Source organism: Nocardia sp. NPDC059236 (assembly GCF_042754085.1).
Taxonomy (GTDB): domain Bacteria; phylum Actinomycetota; class Actinomycetes; order Mycobacteriales; family Mycobacteriaceae; genus Nocardia.
This window is the reverse complement of sequence record NZ_JBHZAF010000001.1, coordinates 79390-92173: the sequence shown is the minus strand read 5'-3', so window position 1 is coordinate 92173 and position 12784 is coordinate 79390. Positions and strand designations below refer to the sequence as shown.

14 protein-coding genes are annotated in these 12784 nt (G+C 68.9%); 8 read left to right on the top strand and 6 right to left on the bottom strand.

The features are described 5' to 3' along the window. The first annotated feature begins 2 nt into the window (after positions 1-2). Positions 3-1217: an adenosylmethionine decarboxylase gene (speD, locus tag ACFXIV_RS00530; protein WP_379401621.1), complete on the top strand. Its 1215-nt coding sequence runs from the start codon at positions 3-5 to the stop codon at positions 1215-1217. A 113-nt stretch (positions 1218-1330) separates the two neighbouring features. Here the strand turns inward: speD and ACFXIV_RS00525 are convergent, their stop codons facing one another. After that, positions 1331-2368 carry a beta-ketoacyl-ACP synthase III gene (locus tag ACFXIV_RS00525; protein ID WP_379401577.1) on the bottom strand — a complete coding sequence of 346 codons (1038 nt, stop codon included), beginning with the start codon at positions 2366-2368 and terminating at the stop codon, positions 1331-1333. 97 nt (positions 2369-2465) lie between these two features. On the opposite strand from ACFXIV_RS00525, the gene ACFXIV_RS00520 reads away from it, so the two are divergent. The 3 genes from ACFXIV_RS00520 (at position 2466) to ACFXIV_RS00510 (ending at position 4657) form a co-directional block, all read left to right on the top strand. Beyond that, positions 2466-3050, top strand: coding sequence for a TetR/AcrR family transcriptional regulator (locus ACFXIV_RS00520; RefSeq protein ID WP_379401576.1), 585 nt, complete (start codon positions 2466-2468; stop codon positions 3048-3050). 112 nt (positions 3051-3162) lie between these two features. Further along, the gene (locus tag ACFXIV_RS00515; RefSeq protein WP_379401575.1) at positions 3163-4146 is read left to right on the top strand and encodes an aldo/keto reductase; all 984 of its coding nucleotides are present in this window, start codon (positions 3163-3165) and stop codon (positions 4144-4146) included. 34 nt (positions 4147-4180) lie between these two features. Then, positions 4181-4657, top strand: coding sequence for an RpiB/LacA/LacB family sugar-phosphate isomerase (locus tag ACFXIV_RS00510; protein WP_379401574.1), 477 nt, complete (start codon positions 4181-4183; stop codon positions 4655-4657). Here the strand turns inward: ACFXIV_RS00510 and ACFXIV_RS00505 are convergent. The 4 genes from ACFXIV_RS00505 to ACFXIV_RS00490 all read right to left on the bottom strand — a co-directional run bounded on the left by ACFXIV_RS00505 (position 4619) and on the right by ACFXIV_RS00490 (position 8547). After that, positions 4619-6214, bottom strand: a complete 1596-nt coding sequence (locus ACFXIV_RS00505; RefSeq protein WP_379401573.1) for an acyl-CoA synthetase — start codon at positions 6212-6214, stop codon at positions 4619-4621. The two genes, ACFXIV_RS00510 and ACFXIV_RS00505, sit on opposite strands and share 39 nt — an antisense overlap. Positions 6215-6248: 34 nt before the next feature. After that, complete coding sequence (locus tag ACFXIV_RS00500; RefSeq protein ID WP_379401572.1) at positions 6249-6752, bottom strand: gamma-glutamylcyclotransferase family protein; 504 nt, start codon at positions 6750-6752, stop codon at positions 6249-6251. After that, positions 6749-7525, bottom strand: a complete 777-nt coding sequence (locus ACFXIV_RS00495; RefSeq protein WP_379401571.1) for an MBL fold metallo-hydrolase — start codon at positions 7523-7525, stop codon at positions 6749-6751. Before ACFXIV_RS00495 ends, ACFXIV_RS00500 begins: the two co-directional genes overlap by 4 nt. A gap of 113 nt (positions 7526-7638) precedes the next feature. Beyond that, complete coding sequence (locus ACFXIV_RS00490; protein ID WP_379401570.1) at positions 7639-8547, bottom strand: hydrogen peroxide-inducible genes activator; 909 nt, start codon at positions 8545-8547, stop codon at positions 7639-7641. A 108-nt stretch (positions 8548-8655) separates the two neighbouring features. On the opposite strand from ACFXIV_RS00490, the gene ACFXIV_RS00485 reads away from it, so the two are divergent. The 3 genes from ACFXIV_RS00485 to ACFXIV_RS00475 all read left to right on the top strand — a co-directional run bounded on the left by ACFXIV_RS00485 (position 8656) and on the right by ACFXIV_RS00475 (position 10670). Further along, entirely contained in the window at positions 8656-9243 is a 588-nt protein-coding gene (locus tag ACFXIV_RS00485; RefSeq protein WP_379384129.1) for a peroxiredoxin, read from the top strand. Between the two features lie 23 nt (positions 9244-9266). Then, entirely contained in the window at positions 9267-9806 is a 540-nt protein-coding gene (locus ACFXIV_RS00480) for a carboxymuconolactone decarboxylase family protein (RefSeq protein ID WP_354848140.1), read from the top strand. Positions 9807-9977: 171 nt separating this feature from the next. Beyond that, a complete protein-coding gene (locus tag ACFXIV_RS00475) occupies positions 9978-10670 on the top strand; it encodes a PhzF family phenazine biosynthesis protein (RefSeq protein WP_379401569.1) in 693 nt (230 codons plus the stop codon). 46 nt (positions 10671-10716) lie between these two features. Here the strand turns inward: ACFXIV_RS00475 and ACFXIV_RS00470 are convergent, their stop codons facing one another. After that, positions 10717-11082, bottom strand: a complete 366-nt coding sequence (locus ACFXIV_RS00470) for a VOC family protein (RefSeq protein WP_379401568.1) — start codon at positions 11080-11082, stop codon at positions 10717-10719. A gap of 126 nt (positions 11083-11208) precedes the next feature. Between ACFXIV_RS00470 and ACFXIV_RS00465 the strand changes: the two genes are divergently transcribed. Beyond that, a complete protein-coding gene (locus ACFXIV_RS00465) occupies positions 11209-12768 on the top strand; it encodes an MFS transporter (RefSeq protein ID WP_379401567.1) in 1560 nt (519 codons plus the stop codon). Positions 12769-12784: the final 16 nt, after the last annotated feature.

Genomic DNA, 12784 nt, shown 5'->3' with positions numbered 1-12784 from the left:
TGATCACGGCAGAATTCACCGGCTGGCACGTGCTGGCCGAGTTCGGTGGTGTCGACGCCAGCCTCTGCGACGACCTCGAACGACTCGAAACCGCGCTTCGAAAATCGTTGGTCGCCGCGGGGGTGACCATCTGCGATGTCGTGAGCAAGAAGTTCGAGCCGCAGGGTGTCACCATCCTGGCCCTCCTGGCCGAGTCGCATGCCTCGATCCACACCTACCCTGAGTCCGGCGACATCTTCGTCGACGTGTTCACTTGCGGCAGCATCGGTTCCGGCGCCACCAAGGCCGTCGAACTGCTGCAGCAGGAGCTGTCTCCGGGTTCGGTGAACATCGAGGTCATCCAGCGCGGTCACACCGCCCGCCGGATCCACGAGCCGGTCGGCGAGGGCCTGACCCGGGTGTGGAACACCACGGAAACCATCGTGGACACCAACACCCCGTTCCAGCACATGGTGATCGCGCGCACCGAGCAGGGCATCTCCCTGTTCTCCGACGACGACCGCCAGTCCACCGAGTTCTCGCAGCTCACCTACCACGAGGCCATGCTGGTCCCGGGTTACGCGCTGGCCGAGAAGCTGGACAAGGTACTGATCATCGGTTCCGGTGAGGGTGTCGCCTCGCAGATGTCGGTGGCCGCGGGCGCCTCGCTCGTCGATCACGTCGACATCGACCAGCTGGAGGTGGAGCTGTGCGCCGAGCACCTCCCCTACGGCTACAGCCAGGCCGATCTGGCCGCGGCGGTCGCACAGACCGGCCCGATCAAGATGCACTACGCCGACGGCTGGGACTTCCTGGCCAAGGCCGAGGCCGCCGGCGTGCGCTACGACATGATCTGCATCGACCTGCCGGACGAGCGGGTCGAGGACGCGCAGCACAACCGCCTCTACGAGGACGACTTCCTCAACCGCTGTAAGGCGCTGCTGGCCGACGGCGGCGTGCTCGCCGCGCAGGCCGGCTGTCAGACCATGTGGCGCAACGAGACCCTGAAGCGCTCGTGGACCCGGTTCCACAACCTGTTCGAGACCGTCGTGCCCTACGTCAGCGACGAGCACGAGTGGACCTTCATCTTCGGCACCCCGAAGGCGATCGCGGATCCGGTGGCCAAGATGACCGCCACCCTGGCGACCCTGCCCTACCGGGCCGAGACCATCGACGCGCAGGCCCTGGTCCGCGGCGCGATCGAGCCGCACGCGCTGCGTGTGGGCGTGAGCGTCTAGTCGATCAGCTCCACCCCGAAGCGCCCCCGCACGGACCTTCGTGCGGGGGCGCTTCTCATTGCTACGGTTTCCGTCGTTTCACACAACGGATTTCGTTGTCCGCGGTCCGATCGTCAGGCGATGGCGGGGAGTTTGACCACCTGACCGGCGTAGGCCAGGCCCGCACCGAAACCCAGCAGCAGCGCGGTGTCGCCCGGCCGGGACGCGCCGGAGCGCAGCAGCTGCTCCATGGCCATCGGGATCGAGGCGGCGCTGGTGTTACCGGTCTCGGCGATATCCCTTGCGACAGCGATGCTTTCGGGCATGTGCAGGGTGCGCACCAGCGCATCGGTGATGCGGCTGTTGGCCTGATGCGGCACGAACGCGTCCAGATCCTCGACGGTGACGCCCGCCTGATCCAGCGCGTCGCGGCACGCCTTCTCCAAGAACGTGACGGCCCAACGGAATACGGCCGTACCGTTCATCCGGATGTACGGCCGCACCGTGGTGCCGCCGGTCGCCTCGGCCTCGGCCACCTCGGCGAAGTACTGCTGAAAGTCCTTGTCCTGCTTGATCGCCGCGGTCTGACTGCCGTCCGAACCCCAGGCCACCGGCCCGATGCCCTCGGCCTCCGACGGTCCCACCACGACCGCGCCCGCGCCGTCGGCGAAGATGAACGCGCAGGTCCGGTCCTCCTGGTCGAGCAGGTCCGAGAGCCGTTCCACGCCGATCACCAGCACATGCCGGGCCTGTCCGGCGCGCACCAGGTTGGCGGCATTGGCCAGCGCGTAGCAGAAGCCCGCGCAGCCGGCCGAGACGTCGAAGGCGGCGGTGTCGTGCATGCCGAGTTCGGTGGCGACCACGGCGCCGGCCGACGGTCCCAGCACCATCTGGGAGGACGTGGCCAGGATGACCGCGTCGATCTGCTGTGCGGTGACGCCCGCGGCCTCGAGCGCGTCGACGGCGGCGGCGGTGCTCATGCTCACGATGGTCTCGTCCGCTTCGGCCCAGTGGCGGGCCTGGATGCCGGAGCGGGTCCGGATCCATTCGTCCGAGGAGTTGATGCGGTCGACGATCTCGGCATTGGGGACCACCCGGCGTGGTCGGTACACGCCCAGGCCGAGCAGCGCGGCGTGGGCGACCGGGGTGGCGGTGGCGATCTGGGCTGACATGCGCGGAATTCCTCTTTTCCCATATGAACCGATCGGTCCACATGGGAAAGGTTTAACATGGACCGATCGGTTCACACAAGGGCTGGAGGGATTTGCAATGACGGCGGGACCGCGCGCCCGATTGATCGCGAGCACCATCACCACCGTCCAGGAGCACGGCGTGCACGCGGCCGGGCTGAACGAGCTGCTCAAGCGCAGCAATGCCTCCCGAAACTCGCTCTACCAGCACTTCCCGTCCGGCAAGGGCGAATTGGTGGCGACCGCCGCCCGCATCGTGTCCCGCATGGTCTACTCGCACGTGAGCCGCATGTCCGACGCGCTGCCGGGCGCGCCCTCGCTGGCGGCGTGGGTGGACGAACTGCTCGGCTTCTGGCGCGGCCAGCTGGAGACCAGCGAGTTCCGGGCGGGCTCGTTCATGATGGCCGCCGCTCTCGACGAACTCGACCCGATACTGCAGTCGGCGGCCGGGCAGGCGTTCTCCGAATGGACCGCGCGGCTGGCCGACGGATTGGTGGCGGCCGGGGTCGAGCGGGCGACGGCGTGCTCGCTGTCGGGTTTCGCACTGTCGGTGATCGAGGGCGCGATCGTGCAGAGCCGGGCACTGAAATCCGCCCTGCCCTTCACCGACGCGGGCACCCAGCTCACCGTCCTGCTCCATCACCACATGCCGAACCGCCGGTGAGGGTGCGACTCCGCGGGTTCCAGGTTGACCTGGAGCACACTCCAGGTCGTAGCGTCATGTCCGTGCGCGGCTCCCGCCGCGAATTCCAGTCCTACCGAGGAGGATTCACCGCATGATCGCGACCAGGAAGCTCGGCGAACTGACCGTCGGCGCGCAGGGCCTCGGCTGCATGGGCATGAGCCACGCCTACGGTGTGCACGACAATGACGCCGAGTCCATCGCCACCATCCACCGCGCTCTGGACCTCGGTGTCACCCTGCTCGACACCGCCAATGTCTACGGCCCCGAAACCAATGAGCGCCTGGTGGGCCGCGCCATCGCCGACCGCCGCGACAAGGTGGTCCTCGCAACCAAGTTCGGCATCGTCTGGGGCGACAAGGGCGCGATGGGCGCCCGCGGCGACGCCGCCTACGTGAAGCAGTCCTGCGATGAATCCCTCGCACGGCTCGGCGTCGACCACATCGACCTCTACTACCAGCACCGCGTCGACCCGAACGTGCCGATCGAGGAGACCTGGGGCGCCCTGGCGGAGCTGGTCCAGGCGGGCAAGGTCCGCTACCTCGGCATCTCCGAAGCCTCGGTCGACAGCATCCGCCGCGCCCACGCCGTCCACCCCGTCACGGCCCTCCAATCCGAATGGTCCCTCTGGACCCGCGATATCGAGGCCGAGATCCTTCCCGCCTGCCGCGAACTCGGCATCGGCATCGTCCCCTTCTCCCCGCTGGGTCGCGGCTTCCTCACCGGCGCGATCACCTCGACCGCCGACCTCCCCGCCGACGACATGCGCCGCCGCCTGCCCCGTTTCGCCGACGGCAACTTCGACGCCAACCTCGCCATCGTCGCGGCACTGCGCAGCCTGGCCGACGAAAAGGGCGTCACCCCCGGTCAATTGGCGCTGGCCTGGGTCCAGTCCCGGGGTCAGGACGTGGTCCCCATCCCCGGCACCAAGCGCCGCACCTACCTCGAGCAGAACGTCGCGGCCACCGAGATCACGCTGACCGCCGAGGACCTGGCCCGGATCGAGGCCGCCGCCCCCTCCGGCGCCGTCGCGGGCGCCCGATACCCCGAGGAACTGGCGCGCGCGGCCGGTCGATGACCGTCCGCTCGCCGCAGCGGCGGATACTGCATCCATGAGGATTTCGGTTGCCGCTGACGAGGACACCGGCGTGGCCGCGGCCGTGGTCGAGGAGCTGCGTGCCCGCGGGCACGAGGTGACCGTGCACGGCGCGCTGGAGCCCGCCGAACGGGACGACTGGGCCTGGGCCAGTGAGGCTGCGGCGCAGGATGTCGCGCAGGGACGGGCCGAGCAGGCCGTGGTGTGCTGCTGGACCGGGACCGGCGCTTCCATTGCGGCGAACAAGGTGCCGGGGGTGCGGGCGGCGCTGTGCGTGGACGCGTATACCGCTGAGGGAGCGCGGAAGTGGAATGACGCCAACGTGCTGGCATTGAGTCTGCGGCTCACCTCACGGGCGCAGCTGGCCGAGATTCTGGATGCCTGGTTCGCCGGGGCCCCTAGTGCGGACCCCGGCGATCGCGCGAATATCGCGCACCTGGACGGGATCGCGGGATCAGGCCTCGGTGGCGAGATGGGCGTGGGCGGTGCGTAGTTCGCGTTTGAGGATCTTGCCGCTGGGGTTCTTGGGGAGCGCCTCGACGAACGTCACGTACTTGGGGACCTTGTAGCCGGCGAGCCGCTGCTTGCAGTGCGCGATGACGGTGGCGGCGTCGGGGTCGGTTCCATTGCGGGCCACCACGATCGCGGTGACGGCTTCGATCCAGTGCGGGTGCGGGATGCCCACCACGGCGGCTTCGGAGATCTCGGGGTGCTCGTAGAGGACCTCTTCGACCTCGCGGCTGGCGACGTTCTCGCCGCCGGTCTTGATCATGTCCTTCTTGCGGTCGACGACGCTGAGGTAGCCGTCGGCGTCCAGGACGCCGAGGTCGCCGCTGTGGAACCAGCCGTTGCGGAAGGCTTCCGCGGTTTTCGCGGGGTCGTTCCAGTAGCCGAGCATGGCCTGCGGAGAGCGGTGCACGATCTCGCCGACCACGCCGACACCGACCGGGATGTCGTCGTCATCGACCACGCGGGTCTCGACATTGAGGGCCGGCCGCCCCGCCGAACCGGGCTTGGTCAGCTGGTCCTCGGGCGCGAGGACCGTGGCCAGCGGCGCGAGTTCGGTCTGGCCGTAGAAGTTGGTGAGCCCCACCCCGGGTAGCCGCTCGGAGAGTTCGACCAGCACCTCGACGGGCATGATGCTGGCGCCGTAGTAGCCCTTGCGCAGGGAGGACAGGTCGTAGCTGTCGAAGTCGGGATGCCGCAGCAGCGACACCCACACCGTAGGCGGGCAGAACAGTTTGGTGGCGCGCTCGGATTCGATGGTGCGCAGGATCGTCGCGGGATCGGGGCCCGGCAGCAGGATGCTGGTGGCACCGAGCCACAGGTCGGGCGTGAGGAAACAGTGCAGCTGGGCGCAGTGGTACAGCGGCAGCGCGTGCACCTCGATGTCGTCGGCGCTCATGCGCCCGTCCACCACCGCACTGGTGTACTGCGCGATGAGCCCGCGGCTGGACAGCACCGCGCCCTTGGGGCGGGACTCGGTGCCGGAGGTGTACATGATCTGGATGGGGTCGTCGTCGCCGACGAACACCTGCGGCGCCGAGGCGTCGGGGTGGTGTTCCCACGCGCTCATGTCCTCCCACCCGGCCGTCGCGGGCAGCCCGCCCAGCCCGATCCAGCCGTACAGCCGGATCTCGCTGTCGCCCAGCTGTTTCACCGCGGCCTCGGCCTCCCCGGCCAGTCCGTCCTCGGTGATCAGCGCGACAGCCCCGGAGTGTTCGAGGATGAACGCCACCTCGTCGGCGGTGAGCATGAAGTTGATCGGCACCGAGATCGCGCCCAGCCGCGCCAGCGCGAAGTACACGAGCACGAACTCACGGCAGTTGTGCGAATAGATCGCGACCCGATCGCCCTGCGTCACACCGCGATCGGCCAGGCTGTGCGCGACCCGGTTCACCGCCGCATCGAGTTCGGTGTAGCTCTCCCGCCGCTCCCGCCAGACCAGCGCGGTCTTGTCCGGGACCCGGGCGGCGCTGCGCCGCAGGAGATCTCCGAGCGCCTGCGACCGCGCGCCCGCCACTTCTAGCTCAGTGCCCTCTGCATCCATGCGATCAACTTCTACCGCACGAGTGTGTCCGGCGTCATACAGTCTCGCTGAGCAGGACCAGATTTCGCCGCCACGCAGCGCATTTCCCCACGTAACGCGGCAGGTGCTCGGAGGCGAACGCCGCGGGCGACCACTCGAAGTCCTCGACCTCCGCGGTCCAGGCATAGGTCCACGCGTATCCGACCCGCTCCCCCGCGTGCACGGACACCGGCAGCAGATCGTATTCGTCGTCCTCGAAAGCGTCGAGCACCCGCCACTCGTCGGCGGTCAGCCCGGTGAGCAGGTACCCCTCGGTCACGGAGCCGGTCGCGGTCACCAGTCCCGGATACGCGCGGCCGGGCAGCGCGGCCGCCCGCCGCCCGATCGAGCGCGCGGGTTCCATGGCCGGTACCCGCCCGATCAATTCGGTCAGCACCGGGCCGAATTGCAGGGTCCCGTAGACGAACAGGGGCTCACCCGCCGCCGGTAACCGCGATCGGCTCCACCGTGAACCGCGGGGCAGCGGAGCGGGGAGTTCCCGAGAGTCGGGGCTGGTCATCTGCCGGCCGTACGGGCGAAAATGCCCGCGTCGTGCGAGTTGATGATGGTCACCTGGTGACCGTGCAGCTTCCTGAGTTCCCGCAGCCGCCGCTGATTGGCCCGATAGGCCTCGCCCGCAATGGCTCCGGTCTCGTAGACCTTCCACCAGAACGGCGTGAACGGCTCCTCGGGATGGATGCTGGACTCCGCGAAGAACGAGTCGCCCGCGTGCAGCAGCCAGCCGTTGCCGTGGTCGATCGCGACCCCGGCGTGCCCGCGGGTGTGGCCCGCCAGCGGCACCACCAGGATTTCCGGCGGCAGCCCGGGCAGGTCACGCACCGCGGTGAACCCGAACCAGTCCTCGCCGCCCTCGACCTCGTTCACCATCCACTTGGGCCCGTGCGCCCACTGCGCGGCCCGGTAGCGCAACCGCTCGGACAGGGTGGGTGTGGCGGTGGCGGCACGGAATTCGGGTCCGTGCACGTGCACGGTGGCCTCGGGGAAGTCCGACAGCCCGCCGGAGTGGTCCAGGTCGAGATGGGTCAGGATGACGTGGCGGACATCGCGCGGGTCATAGCCCAGGCGCTGGATCTGGCGCACCGCCGTCTCGGCCTCGGCCGGCTTCGCCCCCAGCAGGAAACGGCCGGCACCCACCATCTTGCCGGGCTGCCGCACGGCCTCCAGCCCGAACCCGGTGTCGACGAGCACGAGCGCGTCCCGGGTCTCGATGAGCAGGCAGTGATCGATCAGGCCGAATCCCATGGTGCCGCAGTTCAGGTGGTGAATCCGCATAGGCCCGAGCGTTTCAGACACCCTGTGGTGACGCAACCGCGCAGGTTGCCGGAATTGTCGGGGTTGCCGCCCAGCACTGCACGAGGGGTCAGCACCGAGCACTGCACGAGGGGTCAGCGCGGCCGGCATTCCCGGATGATCTCGGCGAGCTGGTCGTAGTCGTCGCCCCGGGCGGTGGAGGAGCGGAACGCCAGTCCGACCGTGCGGCCCGGCGCCGGCGCCGCGAAGGTCGCGATGTCCAGAGTGCCGCGCGCGGTTTCGGCGGCCACCGCCATGGCCGGGATCAGCGTGACGCCGAGATCGCCCGCGACGCACTGCACCACCGTCGCCAGCGAGGCCGCGCGGGTGTCGCCGACCGCACCCGGCTGCGCGTCGTGCGCCCGGCACAGTTCCAGGGTCTGGTCGCGCAGGCAGTGGCCCTCGTCGAGGAGCAGCAGCGGCTGCGCGTCCAGGTCGGCCGGTGTCAGGTCGGTGCGCCCGGCCAGTTCGTGCTCGCGCGGCAGCACCAGCACGAACTCCTCGGTGTAGAGCGGTATCTCGACCAGTCCGGCGACATCGGTGGGCAGCGCCAGCAGCGCCACGTCCAGGATGCCCGAGCGCAGCCCGTCGAGCAGCCGGGCGGTCCGGTCCTCGATGACGTGCGGCACCAGAGCGGGCACCCGCGTGCGCAATTCGGGCAGCAGCCGGGGCAGCACGTACGGCGCGATGGTCGGGATGATGCCGAGCCGCAGGGTGCCGCGCAGCCCCTCACCAGCAGCGGAGGCGACAAATCGGTCAGCGGCCTCGAGCGTGGCAATGGCTTGCGGCAGTAGCCGTTTGCCGTCGGCAGTGACCAGGACCCGGCGCGTACTGCGCTCGATCAACTGGAGCCCCAGTCCGTTTTCCAATGATGCCAGTGCCTGCGATAACGTGGGCTGGCTCACGCCGAGCCGCGTCGCCGCGGTGCCGAAGTGCCGGTATTCCGCGATGGCAGCGAACGCACGCAGCTGTGACAGGGTGGGCTGATAAGTTTGATCAGTCACGCCTATCAGTGTAGTGCGACCGATCACGTTTACCTCTCACCGCAGTTCGGCAAAGATCGTATATACGTCTCGACACAATCGGCACGACTACATATGAGGAGAGCAAGCATGGCCCTGCTGACCATCGGCGACCAGTTCCCCGCCTACAACCTGAAGGCTGTCATCGGCGGCGATCTCTCGAAGGTGAACGCTCAGCAGCCCGACGACTACTTCACCCAGATCTCGAGCGACGACTACGCCGGCAAGTGGCGCATCGTCTTCTTCTGGCCCAAGGACTTCACCTTCGTGTGCCCGACCGAGATCGCCGCTTTCGGCAAGCTGAACGAGGAGTTCGCTGACCGCGACGCGCAGGTGCTGGGCGCCTCTGTCGACAACGAGTTCGTCCATTTCCAGTGGCGCGCCCAGCACGAGGACCTCAAGACCCTCCCGTTCCCGATGCTGAGCGACCTCAAGCGCGAACTGGCCACCGCCACCGGCGTTCTCAATGCCGACGGCGTCGCCGACCGCGCCACCTTCATCGTCGACCCGAACAACGAGATCCAGTTCGTGTCCGTCACCGCCGGTTCGGTCGGCCGCAATGTCGAGGAGGTGCTGCGGGTGCTGGACGCGCTGCAGTCCGACGAGCTGTGCGCCTGCAACTGGAAGAAGGGCGACCCGACCATTCAGGCCGGCGAGCTCATGACCGCGTCGGTGTAACAAGGCTCACAAGGGAATTCGTCGTGACCATCGAAAATCTCAAGAACTCGCTACCCGAGTACGCCAAGGATCTGAAGCTCAACCTGTCCTCGCTGGCGCGCACCACCGTGCTCAACGAGCAGCAGCTGTGGGGCACCCTGCTGGCGTCGGCCGCGGCCACCCGCTCGGCGACCACGCTGCGCGAGATCGCCGAGGAGGCGGCCGACGTGCTGTCCGCCGAGGCGTACAACGCCGCGCTCGGCGCCGCCTCGATCATGGGCATGAACAACGTATTCTACCGCGGCAAGGCGTTCCTGGAGGGCCGCTACGACGATCTGCGCGCGGGCCTGCGCATGCAGATCATCGGCACGCCGGGCGTGGACAAGGCCGATTTCGAGCTGTGGTCGTTCGCGGTCTCCTCGATCAACGGCTGCCAGCACTGCCTGGAGGCGCACGAGCACACGTTGCGCGAGGCGGGCGTCTCGCGCGAGGTGATCTTCGAGGCGCTGCGCGCCGCCGCGATCGTGGCGGGCGTGGGCCAGGCCGTGGCATCGACCGAGGCGCTGGCCACCGCCACCGTCTAGTCGGGTCCAGCCGAAAGGGCTGTACACCTGCGGGTGTACAGCCCTTATCTATATTTGCTAATCGATTGCTGCAATACGGTCGCCGGTTGGATCAGAAAGCGCCCCGGCCCCGACAAGCCAGGCAGATGCGGGCCTCCCGCGAATCAATAACTGTCGGTAAGCTCGCTTGCCATGACCGTTCCGGAAAGTGATGGCGCACAGATCGAAGTCGTGCGCGTGTTCACCGACGCGGCCGGGCGTTTCGGCAATCCGCTCGGCATCGTCCGCCGCTCCGCCGTCGAGAATGCCGACCATCAGGCGCTGGCAGCCCGCGTCGGCTACAGCGAGACCGTGGTGGTCGACGACCCGGTCGACGGGCGAGTGAAAATGCGTATCTACACCCCCGCCACCGAGCTGCCCTTCGCCGGGCACCCCACGGTCGGCACCGCGTGGTGGCTCAATGACCAGCTGCAACCCGTCAAAATCATCGACGTGCCCGCCGGGCCGGTCGAGGTGACCGTCTCCGAGGGCCTGACCTGGGCCCGGGCCCGGGCCGAATGGGCCCCGGCCTTCGAATTCCACCAGTTCGAGGATCCGGCGGAGATCGCCACCCTGGATCCGGCCGACTTCCCGGCAGGCCAGCACTACTGCTGGGCCTGGACCGACGAGCCGCGCGGCGCGGTCCGCGCGCGAATGTTCGCCCCCGCCATGGGAGTTCCAGAGGACCAGGCCACGGGCGCGGCCGCCATCGCGCTGACCGCCCTGCTCACCCGTGGGCTGAACATCACGCAGGGCGAGGGCTCCCAGATCTTCACCGAATGGGATTCCGACGGCTGGGCCCGGGTCGGCGGTCGCGTGGTCGCCGATCACCCGATCCTCATCTAGCGGCAAAACCCTTTCGGCACACCGTGCCCCGATCGGCCCGGACGGCCTAGACCGCCGGGCCGATGCGCTGCCCGAAGGCGAGCCGATGGCCGCCCGGGATGCGCAGCACGAAATCCCGCAGCCCCCACGGGTGTTCGGTGAGCTCGGTGGTGATCTCGCCGCCGTGGCGCACGCAGTGCGCGTAGAGCGCGTCCACATCGTCCACGCCGACGTATCCGGCGGTGGTCTCGTTGACGGCCGGGCAGGGCGTCCGCACGATCCCCAGTCCCACCCCGCCGCGCCGCAGCAGGGCCAACCCCATAGCGGGCTCGTGGACCTCGACGACGAACCCCAGCACATCGCGCAGGAAGTCGACGGTGGGCGTGAGGTCGGCCACCTCGAGGTTGGCGCGGTAGCTCTCGAACTCGGCCATTGCCGCAGCATACCGGCGGTGCCGCGGCAAATTCGGTTGCGCGACTGTCGGTGGGCGGTGAGATGGTTGGGGGCGCGCCGCAGTCATCGGCCGCAGCTGATCAACCCCTGGAAAGGACGTTTCGCCGTGGACACCTCCGTCGAGTCACCGACCGCCCCCGAGCGGTCCGACCGGGCGGGACGACGCGAGTGGATCGGCCTCGGGGTGCTGGCGCTGGCCTGCCTGGTCTACGCCATGGATCTGACCGTGCTGCACCTGGCCGTGCCACAGATCAGCGCGACACTGCATCCGAGCAGCACCGCTCTGCTGTGGATCATCGACGTCTACGGGTTCATGCTGGCCGGTCTGCTCATCACCATGGGCACGCTCGGCGACCGCATTGGGCGACGGCGGTTATTGCTGCTCGGCGGAGCGCTGTTCGGCGTGGTGTCGGTGATCGCGGCCTTCTCCCCCACCGCCGAATTCCTGATCGGGTGCCGGGCGCTGCTGGGCATCGCGGGCGCGACCATCGCGCCGTCGACACTGTCGTTGATCTTCAACATGTTTCGCGATCCCCGGCAGCGGTCGCTGGCCGTCGGCACCTGGGTGAGCGCGTTCTCCGCGGGCGGCGTGGTCGGCCCGCTGCTGGGCGGCATACTGCTGGAGCATTTCTGGTGGGGTTCGGTGTTCCTGCTGGCCGTACCGGTCATGGCGCTGCTGCTGGTGCTCGGGCCGCGGGTGCTGCCGGAGTTCCGTGATCCGGAGGCCGGGCGGCTCGATCTGACCAGTGCCACACTCAGTGTGGTCACCATGGTGGCGCTGGTGCTGGCCATGAAGAAGGTCGCGCAGGATGGGCCGGGGACGGTGCCGCTGGTGGCCGCGGTGGCCGGGCTGCTCGCGGGCGCGCTGTTCGTGCGCCGTCAGCTCACCCGTCCCGATCCCATGCTCGATCTGCGGCTGTTCCGGCTGGGCGCGTTCCGCACCGCGCTGGGCATCAATGTGATCGCCATCTTCGTGGCGTTCGGCTATTTCCTGTTCGTGGCCCAGTACTTCCAGCTGGTTCTGGATATGACGCCCATGCAGGCCGGTGCGGCCATGGCGCCGTCCAGTGTCGGCTTCATCATCGGTTCGCAGGCGGCCCCGCGTATCGTGCGGGTCGTGCGGCCCGCCTACCTGATCGGCGCCGGAATGGTGCTGGCCGCACTGGGATTGGTCATGCTCACCCAGCTGTCGGCGCACGGCGGCCCGGTCCTGGCGGTGATCGCCTCGCTGCTCATCGCCCTGGGGCTGGCCCCGGTCTTCGGCATCACCACCGAGCTCATCGTCGGCTCCGCCCCGCCGGAGCAGGCGGGGGCCGCCTCGGGCGTGTCCGAGACCGGCGCGGAACTCGGTGGCGCCCTGGGTATCTCGATCCTGGGCAGCATCAGCCTGGCCATCTACCGCGCCGATCTGGCCGACGCGCTGCCCCGCGAGCTGCCGGGCGCGGACGCGGTGCGCGAAACGCTGGGCGAGGCGGTCCAGGTGACCGCGACGCTCCCCGGCGATATGGGCGCCGCGGTCCTGACCGCGGCCCGCACGGCCTTCATCCACGGTGTGCACATCACGGCGGGGGTCGCGGCGGTGGGCGCACTCCTCGTGGGTGTGCTGGCCGTGGCCAAGCTACGCCACGTGCCCGCCGGTGAACTCTCCGGCGGGCACGGGCACTAGCGTTCGGGCACTCCGC

Coding starts and splice junctions, on each gene's coding strand:
- ACFXIV_RS00525 (WP_379401577.1), bottom strand. CDS start 2,368: ATGTCAGCCCAGATCGCCACCGCCACCCCGGTCGCCCACGCCGCGCTG.
- ACFXIV_RS00520 (WP_379401576.1), top strand. CDS start 2,466: ATGACGGCGGGACCGCGCGCCCGATTGATCGCGAGCACCATCACCACC.
- ACFXIV_RS00515 (WP_379401575.1), top strand. CDS start 3,163: ATGATCGCGACCAGGAAGCTCGGCGAACTGACCGTCGGCGCGCAGGGC.
- ACFXIV_RS00510 (WP_379401574.1), top strand. CDS start 4,181: ATGAGGATTTCGGTTGCCGCTGACGAGGACACCGGCGTGGCCGCGGCC.
- ACFXIV_RS00505 (WP_379401573.1), bottom strand. CDS start 6,214: ATGGATGCAGAGGGCACTGAGCTAGAAGTGGCGGGCGCGCGGTCGCAG.
- ACFXIV_RS00500 (WP_379401572.1), bottom strand. CDS start 6,752: ATGACCAGCCCCGACTCTCGGGAACTCCCCGCTCCGCTGCCCCGCGGT.
- ACFXIV_RS00495 (WP_379401571.1), bottom strand. CDS start 7,525: ATGCGGATTCACCACCTGAACTGCGGCACCATGGGATTCGGCCTGATC.
- ACFXIV_RS00485 (WP_379384129.1), top strand. CDS start 8,656: ATGGCCCTGCTGACCATCGGCGACCAGTTCCCCGCCTACAACCTGAAG.
- ACFXIV_RS00475 (WP_379401569.1), top strand. CDS start 9,978: ATGACCGTTCCGGAAAGTGATGGCGCACAGATCGAAGTCGTGCGCGTG.
- ACFXIV_RS00470 (WP_379401568.1), bottom strand. CDS start 11,082: ATGGCCGAGTTCGAGAGCTACCGCGCCAACCTCGAGGTGGCCGACCTC.